The organism is Providencia sp. LY12, from assembly GCF_057621555.1.
Map to the genome: position 1 here is coordinate 3062079 of NZ_CM172594.1, position 12216 is coordinate 3074294.

Here is a 12216-nt window from a genome sequence, read left to right on the forward strand (position 1 = left end):
GTTTATGTCTAGCCGTTCCGCAGGTCAAAAATTTCGAGATGCCGTTAACAGCGAATCCCCTCTTCAATTGGTCGGTACTATCAATGCAAACCATGCTCTTCTTGCTCAACAAGCTGGCTATAAAGCTATTTACTTGTCTGGTGGCGGCGTTGCCGCTGGTTCATTAGGGATCCCAGATTTAGGTATTTCTACACTGGATGATGTGCTGATTGATATTCGCCGCATTACTGATGTCTGTGATTTGCCGTTAATGGTGGATGCGGATATTGGCTTTGGTCCTTCCGCATTTAACGTAGCCCGTACCGTCAAATCGATAGCGAAAGCGGGTGCTGCTGGGCTGCACTTGGAAGACCAAGTTGGCGCGAAACGTTGTGGTCACCGTCCTAATAAAGAAATTGTGTCTACTCAAGAAATGGTTGACCGAATTAAAGCCGCTGTCGATGCCAGAACCGATGAGAACTTTGTCATCATGGCACGCACTGATGCGCTGGCCGTTGAAGGGCTTGAGGCCGCTTTAGAGCGAGCAAGTGCTTACATCAAGGCGGGTGCCGATATGCTGTTTCCCGAAGCGATTACTGAGTTAGGGATGTATCAGCAGTTTACTCGCCATACGCAAGTACCTGTATTAGCTAACTTAACTGAATTTGGTCAAACTCCGCTGTTTACTTTAGATGAGTTACGAAGTGTCGGCATTGCCATCGCCTTGTACCCACTTTCCGCTTTTCGCGCCATGAATAAAGCTGCTGAGCAGGTATATACCACTTTACGCCAGCAAGGCACCCAGAAAAATGTCGTGTCACTTATGCAGACCCGTGAAGAGCTCTATAAATCCATTAATTACTATCAGTATGAAGAAAAGCTGGATGCGTTATTTTCACAGAATAAAAAACGCTGATTCCTTTTCTTGCAACACATAAACCGTGAATCGAGCAAGTTGTAATCTCTTCTGCCCCCTACAAGGAATCAATGATGAATGAGCAACTTAAAAGTACTGGGTTCAAACCCAAAAAATCAGTCGCCTTATCAGGTGTAACTGCCGGCAATACTGCACTTTGTACCGTGGGTCGAAATGGTAATGACCTCCACTATCGGGGCTATGATATCCACGATTTAGCCACTCAGTGTGAATATGAAGAAGTCGCCTATTTACTTATCCACGATAAACTCCCTAACCGCACTGAATTGTCAGCGTACAAAGAAAAACTTAAACCTCTAAGGGGTTTGCCGACAAATGTAAAGCAAACATTAGAGTCCATCCCTGCCAATACGCATCCGATGGATGTCATTCGCACTGGCGTTTCGATGATGGGCTGTGTATTACCAGAAAAAGATGTGCATACCGTCGCTGGCGCTAAAGATATTGCCGACCGATTACTTGCATCTCTGGGTTCCATTTTGCTGTATTGGTACCACTTTAGCCACCATGGCCGCCGTATTGAAACCATGACTGATGATGACTCCATTGGCGCCCATTTTTTGCATCTGTTACACGGTAAAAAACCGTCTGCTCAGTGGGAAAAATTCATGCATATTGCCTCTATTTTATATGCAGAACATGAGTTTAACGCCTCAACATTTGCAGCTCGTGTGATTGCTGGAACGGGTACTGATTTTTACTCAGCAATTACAGGTGCCATTGCGGCGTTAAGGGGACCGAAGCATGGTGGCGCCAATGAAGTTTCATTAGAAATTCAGCAACGCTATGCCTCTATTGAGGAGGCTGAACAAGACATCGTGGCTCGAGTTAAAAACTCAGAAGTTATTATCGGCTTTGGTCACCCTGTTTACACCTTAGCTGATCCCCGCCATCCAATCATCAAATCCGTCGCCTTACAGCTTTCAGAACAAAGTATGAATCGGCATTTGTATACCATTGCAGATCATATTGAATCCGTTATGAAACGTGAAAAAAACATGTTTCCTAATCTCGATTGGTTCTCTGCGGTGGTTTATCACTTAATGGGCGTTCCTACGGCGATGTACACCCCATTATTTGCCATCGCACGGATTGCCGGATGGTCGGCTCATGTGATTGAACAACGCCAAGATAATAAAATCATTCGTCCTTCAGCAAACTACACGGGTCCAGAAAACAAACTCTTTGTTCCCATTGAACAGCGCTAATTAAGGTAAAAATAATGACCACGCAAACTCAAACGGCTCCACATGTTCAATTTGATAAAGTGATGACGGATATTGTCGATTATGTTATTGATTTTCCTATCACTTCAACGTTAGCATACGATACCGCCTATTACTGTTTACTGGACACACTAGGCTGTGGAATGGAATCACTTGAATATCCGGCTTGCAAAAAGTTATTAGGCCCTATCGTCCCTGGTACACACGTCCCAAATGGCACAAAAGTTCCCGGAACACAATTTCAATTAGACCCTGTTCAAGCTGCATTTAATATTGGAACCTTATGCCGCTGGTTAGACTTCAACGACACTTGGCTAGCCGCGGAATGGGGACACCCTTCCGATAACCTAGGTGGTATTTTAGCCACCGCGGATTGGCTTTCTCGTGAAAATCTCGCTAGAGGCAAAAAGCCGTTAGTGATCCGAGATGTCCTCACAGCCATGATCAAAGCTCATGAAATTCAAGGCTGTATCGCTCTCGAAAACGCGTTTAATAAAGTCGGTCTTGACCATGTCATTCTGGTCAAAGTGGCATCAACCGCCGTCGTGGCTCAAATGCTAGGACTCTCTCGTGAGCAAATTCTCAATGCTGTTTCCCTTGCATGGGTTGATGGTCATAGCTTACGTACCTATCGACACACTCCGAACACAGGCTCCCGCAAGTCATGGGCAGCAGGTGATGCCACCTCGCGCGCAGTTCGCTTGGCACTCATGGCGCAAAAAGGAGAAATGGGCTATCCAACTGCATTAACTGCCAAAACATGGGGCTTTTACGACTCTCTGTTCCGTGGTCAGCCGTTTAAATTCCAGCGACCTTATGGCTCTTATGTAATGGAAAATGTATTGTTCAAAATTTCTTTTCCGGCAGAGTTTCACGCTCAAACCGCAGTTGAAGCCGCTTTACAATTGCATGAGCAACTTAGTTCAATGGGAAAAACCGCTGACGATATCGAGTCTATATCAATTCGTACCCATGAAGCTTGTGTGCGCATTATTGATAAACAAGGACCATTACAGAACCCGGCAGACCGCGATCATTGCATTCAATATATGGTAGCAATTCCGCTTATTTTTGGTCGCCTTACCGCATCTGACTATGAGGATAGTATCGCTCAAGATAGCCGAATTGATGCACTACGTGCCAAAATGCATTGTCATGAAGACCCTGAGTTTACACAGGATTATCATGATCCTGACAAGCGCTCTATCACCAACGGTCTGACTATCACATTAAAAGATGGGCAAGCCTTGAGTGAAGTCGTTATCGAATACCCTGTTGGTCACAAACGCCGCCGTCCAGAAGGTATGCCTCTATTACTTAAAAAGTTCAGAACCAACTTAGCGCGTCAATTCCCAGAAGCTCAACAACTGAGAATTTTATCTGCATCATTGGACAAGCCATTGTTTGAGAATATGCCTGTTAATGAATTTCTCGATTTATGGGTGATTTAGTTTTGTTATTTTTTTGATTTACAGACAGTCAAAGGCTCCGCTCCATCGAATACCGTTGACTGTCTGCTCATCACAAATACCCCGGTTTATGGCATTTGTGGCACAAGTGTAGAAATATCATCTTGTTCCGCTGGTACTAATGACGCCATCACTTCTTCCCTTAACTTTTCTACCTCTTCATCAATTTCTTGACGCATTTCTGGTGAACATTTTTCTAGTAACTCGCTTAACGTACCCATAATCCCTCCGGTTTCACTAAGTGAGATGCATATTCCGCATCTGCTGATTTAATCAACTTGATATAAAATTGACTCTCGTCACAACCCTTTTTATTACCTGCACATAACACAATTCCACAACTTCTTGGATCAAACGCAAAACAAACTCGAATGGGTACCCCCGAAACTTGGATCCTGAGTTCTTTCATATGAATAAATTTAGAAAGTTTTAATCTATCCGCATAAGGGCGCCCTAAATGAGGTCCATATTCAGAAAGAATCAAAAGCATCGAAAGTACTTTCTTTTTTACTTGATAGTTTTGAATCTCTAACCAATCGTCAAACAAAATCCTCGTTCTTATCGTCCATGTCAACAAATTAAACCTCCTTACTTTGAGAAAAAAACTCAACTCTCTGGTTATTAAGAAAAACTCATTTTCTAAAAAAACAGAAATCAAATAACCGATTAAATACGGGGTATTGCTGTTATAACGAAAAAATTAAGTAGATTAAATAAAAAAAGAAACTCGATAAAATGAATGGAATGCGCTTCGCAAAAATCGCGACAAGAATAAAACAGGCGAAATAATACCAAAGTAAATTATTAAATTTTATTTTCTTATTTTGATTATGATAAAAACAAAAAAGCCCCAGTTTACTCAACTAGGGCTTCAAATATGTCAGTCTAGGAATTTACTTTAGTAATCTCGCTCTCACTGATTTGCCTTTGATTTTACCTTGCTGTAATTGCTTCCACGCTTTGTTCGCCACTGATTTTTTAATAGCGACATAGGCATGCATGGGGTGAATCGCAATTTTACCAATATCATCCCCTTCTAGACCAACCTCTCCAGTTAATGCGCCCAAAATATCCCCAGGACGTATTTTGGCTTTTTTACCGCCATCTAGGCATAAGGTTGCCCATTGGGCTTCTAATGGTGTAATGCGCAATCCTGTCGGCTCTGGCAGCCAATTCAGCTTCATGTTAAGCATCTCTTCGAGCACGTTTGCGCGTTGGGCTTCTTCTGGTGAGCATAGGCTTATTGCTAAGCCGCTTTGTCCTGCACGAGCGGTACGACCAATGCGGTGCACATGCACTTCAGGATCCCAAGACAGCTCAAAGTTAATCACCATTTCCAGTGCTTTAATGTCTAAACCTCGAGACGCCACATCCGTCGCGACCAAGACTCGGCTACTACCATTTGCAAATTGGACTAAGGTTTGGTCGCGATCGCGCTGTTCCATATCACCATGTAAGACAAGAACACTTTGACGGCTATCCATTAAAGCATCATAGACAGCCTGGCAATCCTTTTTCGTGTTACAGAACACAACACAAGAAGCCGGTTGTTCACGGCTTAGCAGCTTTTGCAGTAAGTCAATTTTGTCATGTCGAGACACTTCATAAAACTGCTGCTCCACGTCAGGTAATTCGTTAACAGAATTAATTTCAATGGTTTGTGGATTATTTTGGATGCGTCGGCTAATTGCTGCAATGCTATCCGGCCATGTTGCTGAGAATAAAAGTGTTTGCCTATCTTCTGGCGCGAAAGAGATTACTGCGTCAATATCATCTGCAAACCCCATATCTAACATGCGGTCAGCTTCATCAAGTACCAGTGTCTGTAAATGATCTAAGCGCACCGTTTCTTTATGTAAGTGGTCAAGCAAACGCCCTGGTGTTGCCACCAAAATATGCGCTGCATGTACTAAAGAATCGCGCTGAACACTAAAAGGGACACCGCCACATAAAGTTAAAATTTTGAGATTAGGAATATAACGCGCTAAACGGCGTAATTCATTCGCGACTTGATCCGCTAATTCTCTTGTTGGGCATAAAACGAGGGATTGGGTATTAAAGTTTTTTGCATCAATACGTTGTAATAGCCCTAGACCAAAAGCAGCTGTTTTTCCACTCCCTGTCTTTGCTTGGGCTCGCACATCTTTGCCAGCAAGGATAGCGGGTAATGCCGCTTCTTGAATTGGGGTCATGGTTAGAAAACCCAATTCATTGAGATTGGAGAGCTGCTCCGCAGGAAGCGCATTTAGTTCAGCAAATGAAGTCACAGTTAACATTCCGAATAAAATAAAAGAGATCATCACGAGGGTCATAGCCCCCCGCACATGATACTAGAAAATAAATTGATAGCGAGTTTGACTGGTATAAATGTGATTAGCTTTGGCAATGATAGGGTTTGCGCCATCTGATTCAGCATGCCCTAAACCATCAAATGGGTATTGCGGAGCCAACACTATTCCAGAAAATGGCGTATAGGTTTTACTTTTACCTAAAACGGAGACTAAATGGTTCCCCGTATACAGATGGATTGCAGGTGATGTACTCATCATATTCATTTGTACATCACCATTGGGAGAACCCAGTGTCGCCACAATGTGTTGCCCGTCGACTACTGGCTCATCAAACACAAAAGTATGATCGTATCCACCTACCGCTTGTTGCTCTTCGTCTTGTAAAAAGTCACAACCAATGCGTTTCTTTTGCCTAAAGTCGAAATAAGTGTCAGTAACTTCACGCCACTCTCCCGTTGGAAGCCCTTCATTATCTTGTGGCAAGAAATACGCAGCCTGCATTTGGAGATCATGCTCAAATGCAGTGCGATCAGACTGTTCACCCGCAAGATTAAAATAGGTGTAATTAGTCAGGTTAACCGGACAATCTTGGTTACATTGATATCGGTAGTTAATGACCACTTGGTTATCATCAGTGAGCTCATAATGCACTTCAACTTTTAATTCCCCCGGAAAACCTTGGTCACCATCAGAAGATACAAGGGTAAAAATCGCTTGCTGTTGGTCAGGCTGAGCGATTGACCACACTCGATAACTGAAGTTATCACGCCCACCATGCAAACAATGTGCACCTTGATTATGTGCAAGTTGATACTTACGACCTTCAAGATCAAAAGTGGAATTTGCAATGCGATTTGCGACTCGTCCTACCGTTGCGCCAAAATAGACTCGCTGCTCCATTTGAGCGGCCATATTCGGTGATCCTAAAATGATATCGCGTTTACCACTCGCCAACGGTAATATACAACTCACCCAGCTGGCGCCTAAACTACTCAAAATAATTTTCATTCCCTGTTTATTTGTGAGTGCTACGACCTTCGGTGTGCGCAGAGTGTGACGTTGTTGCTTGGTAAACTGCATTTTTCCCTAATATTCCTTATATTTCCACTTATCGTGTAACCAACATAATTTAACAATAATAAAACGAATTCTCGATGACGTAAAAAGAAAAAAGCTGAGCGCATAATACGTCAGCTTTTTCAAAAATACTTAATGATTAAATAAGAATTAATGCAAACAATCTTTATCATAAGGGTCTAAGTGGGTCATAACATCCAGTACTTGTGGGTTTTTCATTAATTGTTTCCTTACGTTTACCGCTATATCATGCCCTTCTAGAATTGTCATTTGACCATCTAACTCTAAATGAACATCCACAAGGAAAAAGTCGCCAGATTTGCGTGTCTTCAAATCGTGGAATCCTTTAACTCCCGGAATACCTCGAAGAACATCGCTCAATTGTTCAAGCGTTTCTTCATCAGCCCCTTTATCCATTAAGTCTTGCATAGATTGATAAGTGAATTTGAATCCCATTCGGAAGACAAATGTCCCCACAATTAAAGCAGCAATAGGGTCAAGAATGCGGATACCGCATAAACTACCAATAATCCCGATAGCGACGACTAATGAAGAGGCTGCATCAGAACGCGCATGCCAAGCATTCGCCACTAACATGCTAGAATTAACTTTATTTGCTACATGCAGCATGTAGCGGAATAAGCCTTCTTTCGCAACCAAAGCCGTTAATGCAGCGACTAATGCAATCGTATGAACTTCTGGGATTAAATCTGGGTTAATCATTTTTTCGACCGCAGACCACCCCATTCCCACACCCACGATCAACAAAATAATCCCTAAAATAAGGGATGCACCATTTTCATAACGGAAATGACCATATGGGTGATCGGCATCTGGCTTCTTATGGCTTTTTTTATTCGCAATAAGGACAACAAAGTCTGCAACTAAATCCGAAAGTGTATGAATACCATCAGCAATTAAGCCTGATGAGTGGGAAAATATCCCAACAATAATTTGCCAAATAGACAACAGGGTATTCACCGCCACACTGATCAAAGTGCTTTTTTTTGCGGCTTTAAATTTCTCTTGTTGTAATTCGAATTCATTTTTCCCGGAAGCTGGGATTTCATGTTTATGCATAGTTTATTTTCTTAATGAAAAACAAAACAATTATCATTTAAATGTAGTTTATTTTCAATGACTTAATCAGGCTCAATGATATTCTCATATTGTTTGTTAAATGTCTCATAATAAATTGTAAATAATTGATTATATTGATTGAGAATGGTTATTCTTTATTTTTCTATCCTTGATAAGATAAAAAGCCATAATCAGATAAAAGCTATAAAGAAAAGATATTCATAACTAGCCTATCCCCTATTATAGCTAGAGTGTAGATTTATCTTTATTAGATAACCATGCTCCTGTGAATTCAATATCACAAAATCATAAGTGTAATATGACTTATAAAATGATAGGTATATAATAAAATGAAAATAACAAATGAAGAGGTGGCTATGTATAAGAAAATATTGGTTCCTATTGATCTGTTAGAAGATGATTTAAATTCAAATATCATCAAACATGTGGAAGATTTGGCAACATTAGGTAAGCCTGAGATTCACTTCTTCTCAGTGATCCCAAGTGTAGAACTATTTTTTGGTATTGAAGTCGCTATCTTACCTGAAAGCCATAAAAACTCGGCTGAGCGTGCAACACTCGCAATGCGGGCATTAGAAGAAGTGATCAAAGATACTAAAATTCCAAGTTCTCAAATTACATGTCAAGTGAGTATTGGTTCAGCAAAAGACGAAATTTTAGATTACGCAAAAACCATTAATGCCGACCTAATTGTCGTCGGTTCTCATCATCCAAGCACATCCACTTATTTATTAGGTTCGACTGCATCCGCCATTGTGCGTCATGCGCAAACCTCAGTATTTGTCGTTCGTTAATCTAAAGCTTACAAAATAAAAATGCCGCATCATAGAAAACTGACGCGGCATTTTAATGCATTATTTCTTAACAGAGTTCATTAATTTATCGTCTGTCGACCAAATGCGGTATTTCACTTCCATATCTTTTGGCGCATAAACAACAATTGGGAGTTTGCTGTTATAACGAACAAATGCTTCATCACCTAATTGAGTGGTAATAAAGCGGTCTTTTGCAGGTTCGCTACAAGCCATCATTGTTGAGGCAGGTCCTTTGACTTCGTCTAATTTGTAGTAGTTATATCCCCAACCCTCTAAGGTTTTTTCTTCTAAGTCACCCATAAACCATTGGCGATTACAATCTGCTTTAATGGTTTTTCCGATAACCAGCTCAACCATGTAGTCATATTCATTTTGCTGAGTATCAAGCTGGATCACATGACGAGTCATACCAGATTCTGCTTTCGGGTAAGGCGCGATCTTTCCTAAATCTTCAGTCGCCATTGCACAAGAAGACACTGCTACCGCAGCCATTACAGACAAAATCGCTTTTTTCATCATAAAATTCCTATTGGTAAAAAAATAACAACATTAAAAACTAGGGTTTGATACATAGTAGGTCAATTCAACCACTTTAATCACTATAGATGATTCTTAATTACAAAAATATAGATAACTCATTAATCCTTTAGTGATAATACTTAATATTAGTATAAGGATCATAAAATTAATAAAAATTATGTAAATCCGCCCCATCCATATGTACATAAAACAATCAATGGTTATACTGAAAGTGAGGCTTAATTCATTATGAGGAGGTAGTATGTTATCTGCTGATCAAGATTTAGTTTCACAATTAATCTCCACACATCCCCGCTTTCAATCTCTATATGAGAAGCATCACCAGTTAGATAAAGAAATTAGCAAGCTCGAAGGTCCTTCAGGTGCCGGCTATAACGAACAGGTTGCCAAACTTAAAAAAGAAAAACTGCATCTAAAAGATGAAATGCAGAGAATAATGCAAACCAGTCGATAAGGTGCCTTTAAACTGCAGCTAATCTTACTTTATCAAATACATTGGGGTCTTAGCTTCAATGCATTAGGCTCCAATAAGTTAGCTACAACACAATTGGTGATAATACAGTGTTAATGGCATAAGAAATTTCTCTTATGCCATTTTTGCTATTAATGGGGGAAAAATGCTTTTATATTGATTTAAGCGCCTATAAATAGTTGCCATAAAGATATATATTAAATATATCTTTATTTAAGGAGAAGCGATGATGGTGGGTAAAAAAATATCGAGGGAAATCGTAACGATAGAAAAAATGATAAAAATCTATGAAAAGGCACATCCTGCTCCTGAAGACAACCCAGAACATTACCAAATACTTTTTTCCTATGCCGTAAAACGCCTAAATAAATGCCGTTATGGTGAAGAAAAACCAGCCTGTAAACAATGCCCTATACATTGCTACCAACCAAAGCAACGTGAGCAAATGAAAATCATTATGCGTTGGGCCGGCCCTAAAATGCTATATCGCCATCCTATTTTAGCAATTCGTCATCTCATTGATGATAAAAAACCTGTCCCGGAGCTACCTAGTCGGGGTCGAACTACTCCCAACCTGAAAAAATGATCTTATCAACAGAATATTTCACCACACCAATTCGGAATTACATCACTGAGAAAAACAAATTTACCGGTGTAAATGTTAAATATATTTAACGCCAACTTGTTCGTTAGCCTCGTGTGTTTTTTTTCACTATCTTATTGGTTTTTTATCAGTTTTTAAACTCACTCACGTTATCTCCTCAATTTTCATCGAATCTCGATAAAATGACTTTAGCTCTCTATCATGTTTCTATTTCCAGAAATAGACGTTCATATAAAAATTAGTAACCGAACATAATTAATAACTAAAACCCATACTTATTAAAAATACAAAAATGATAACCGTGCTCAATTAATACTAAAAATGAGATTTACATCTCAATATTTAGCTTAAATCGACAACTTTAATAAAAATACAAAATCAATTCAATTAAATAATTTTATCAATAATGTCATTAACGATTTTATACATTAGATAAATTTATTATTAATACTTTTAACGAATATACCCTAAATAATTTGCATCACTATTATTTATGATAAGACACAAATAATGACTACTTACCTTTAAAAGACAAAAAAACAATAAAAAAGCGTAAAAAAACACAAAATATTAAAATCCATTAAATATAAACAAAACAGAATTTATAACTACAGTTACCGGTAACTTACAGAATAAATGAATAGAACACCAAATAAGTTACTCGTAAAAACCGATTAATAAGCATATATACATCGAAAAAAGCATATTTCGAAACATTTATTAATACTTTAATTTACGATATGACATATAAAAAAACAGCTCATATAATTTCAATCATCAAGGTTATAGTGATTTTTTATATCAATAGAAACTAAAAAATTGATATTTGATTTCGACTATTACTTAAAGAGCTAATTTTAATAAAGGTGCTACCATGAACAGTCAATTAAGTCATCAGGTGATAAAAAAAGTACGCATAGATAAAAGTAACCCACATGCGATACTCGATTTAACCTCCAAAGGTCTTATCATCATAGAAAAAGGGTCAATATTGCTGGAAACTCCAGCCGCAAATGAGAGCCTACATGAAGGTGATATTCTCTACCATAAACAGGGGTCATACTCGTTTAAAACAGAGAACAATACACTAGATGGTGAATTCTTATGGATCTCATTGGATGATAAGTTTTTACGTGAGTATTTGTCTCATTACGGATCACAATTAAGTGAGATTGAGCGAGCTGACAATGTCGCTAATGACATCATTAAGTTTACAACAAGCCCATTAATTAATGAGTTAAAAAATAGCTTAGAATCATTTATTCAAACTCAATATCCTGAAATGATCCTTAAATTAAGGATTAATGAGCTACTCTTGTTATTATCTTATAGTGAACAAGGTGCAACCCTGTTGTCCAATTTACGACAACTCAGTAATCGTCAAGCTGAGCGTTTGCAGACATTCATGGAAAATAATTATTTAAAAGAGTGGAAGTTAAATGAGTTTGCCAGAACGTTTGGCATGGGCTTAACAACATTCAAAGAGCTATTTCATACTGTTTATGCAACATCACCTCGTTCTTGGATCAGTGAGAAGCGCATCATGTATGCACACCAATTATTGATAAATACGTCGATGAGTATTGTAGAAGTTTCTATGGAAGCCGGCTTTTCAAGTCAGTCTTACTTTACTCAAAGCTATCATAGGCGCTTTGGTTATACCCCCAGTAGGTCGCGTAAAGCCGCCTAGTCCCTTCCTCACGTT

The 12216-nt window shown here is 39.4% G+C and carries 13 protein-coding genes; 7 read left to right on the plus strand and 6 right to left on the minus strand.

Annotation, left to right across the window (positions count from 1 at the left end):
- Positions 1-4 precede the first annotated feature (4 nt).
- From prpB to ACY3ZI_RS14790, 3 genes are all read left to right on the plus strand, one after another.
- The gene (prpB, locus tag ACY3ZI_RS14780) at positions 5-895 is read left to right on the plus strand and encodes a methylisocitrate lyase (RefSeq protein WP_487375439.1); all 891 of its coding nucleotides are present in this window, start codon (positions 5-7) and stop codon (positions 893-895) included.
- Between the two features lie 74 nt (positions 896-969).
- Positions 970-2124, plus strand: a complete 1155-nt coding sequence (gene prpC, locus ACY3ZI_RS14785; RefSeq protein ID WP_211886239.1) for a bifunctional 2-methylcitrate synthase/citrate synthase — start codon at positions 970-972, stop codon at positions 2122-2124.
- Between the two features lie 14 nt (positions 2125-2138).
- Positions 2139-3593, plus strand: a complete 1455-nt coding sequence (locus ACY3ZI_RS14790; RefSeq protein WP_487375440.1) for a bifunctional 2-methylcitrate dehydratase/aconitate hydratase — start codon at positions 2139-2141, stop codon at positions 3591-3593.
- Positions 3594-3679: 86 nt separating this feature from the next.
- Here ACY3ZI_RS14790 and ACY3ZI_RS14795 read toward each other — a convergent pair whose 3' ends face one another.
- From ACY3ZI_RS14795 to ACY3ZI_RS14815, 5 genes are all read right to left on the minus strand, one after another.
- Complete coding sequence (locus tag ACY3ZI_RS14795) at positions 3680-3832, minus strand: hypothetical protein (RefSeq protein WP_211886243.1); 153 nt, start codon at positions 3830-3832, stop codon at positions 3680-3682.
- A complete protein-coding gene (locus tag ACY3ZI_RS14800) occupies positions 3820-4188 on the minus strand; it encodes a type II toxin-antitoxin system RelE/ParE family toxin (RefSeq protein WP_410431437.1) in 369 nt (122 codons plus the stop codon). Before ACY3ZI_RS14800 ends, ACY3ZI_RS14795 begins: the two co-directional genes overlap by 13 nt.
- A 316-nt stretch (positions 4189-4504) precedes the next feature.
- A complete protein-coding gene (dbpA, locus tag ACY3ZI_RS14805) occupies positions 4505-5878 on the minus strand; it encodes an ATP-dependent RNA helicase DbpA (protein ID WP_036951234.1) in 1374 nt (457 codons plus the stop codon).
- A gap of 63 nt (positions 5879-5941) precedes the next feature.
- Complete coding sequence (locus ACY3ZI_RS14810; protein WP_036951119.1) at positions 5942-6982, minus strand: galactose-1-epimerase; 1041 nt, start codon at positions 6980-6982, stop codon at positions 5942-5944.
- A 147-nt stretch (positions 6983-7129) separates the two neighbouring features.
- On the minus strand, positions 7130-8059 hold the full coding sequence (locus ACY3ZI_RS14815) for a cation diffusion facilitator family transporter (RefSeq protein WP_036951121.1): 930 nt from the start codon (positions 8057-8059) through the stop codon (positions 7130-7132).
- Between the two features lie 377 nt (positions 8060-8436).
- Here ACY3ZI_RS14815 and ACY3ZI_RS14820 point away from each other — a divergent pair, with 377 nt between their 5' ends.
- Positions 8437-8874, plus strand: a complete 438-nt coding sequence (locus ACY3ZI_RS14820) for a universal stress protein (RefSeq protein ID WP_132495754.1) — start codon at positions 8437-8439, stop codon at positions 8872-8874.
- A 60-nt stretch (positions 8875-8934) separates the two neighbouring features.
- Here the strand turns inward: ACY3ZI_RS14820 and eco are convergent, their stop codons facing one another.
- Positions 8935-9411 carry a serine protease inhibitor ecotin gene (gene eco / locus ACY3ZI_RS14825; protein WP_036951124.1) on the minus strand — a complete coding sequence of 159 codons (477 nt, stop codon included), beginning with the start codon at positions 9409-9411 and terminating at the stop codon, positions 8935-8937.
- A gap of 265 nt (positions 9412-9676) precedes the next feature.
- Here eco and ACY3ZI_RS14830 point away from each other — a divergent pair, with 265 nt between their 5' ends.
- The 3 genes from ACY3ZI_RS14830 (at position 9677) to ACY3ZI_RS14840 (ending at position 12201) form a co-directional block, all read left to right on the plus strand.
- Positions 9677-9889, plus strand: coding sequence for a DUF465 domain-containing protein (locus ACY3ZI_RS14830; RefSeq protein WP_036951125.1), 213 nt, complete (start codon positions 9677-9679; stop codon positions 9887-9889).
- A 247-nt stretch (positions 9890-10136) separates the two neighbouring features.
- Complete coding sequence (locus ACY3ZI_RS14835) at positions 10137-10493, plus strand: nitrous oxide-stimulated promoter family protein (RefSeq protein ID WP_487377545.1); 357 nt, start codon at positions 10137-10139, stop codon at positions 10491-10493.
- An 892-nt stretch (positions 10494-11385) separates the two neighbouring features.
- A complete protein-coding gene (locus ACY3ZI_RS14840; RefSeq protein WP_249215513.1) occupies positions 11386-12201 on the plus strand; it encodes a helix-turn-helix transcriptional regulator in 816 nt (271 codons plus the stop codon).
- Positions 12202-12216: the final 15 nt, after the last annotated feature.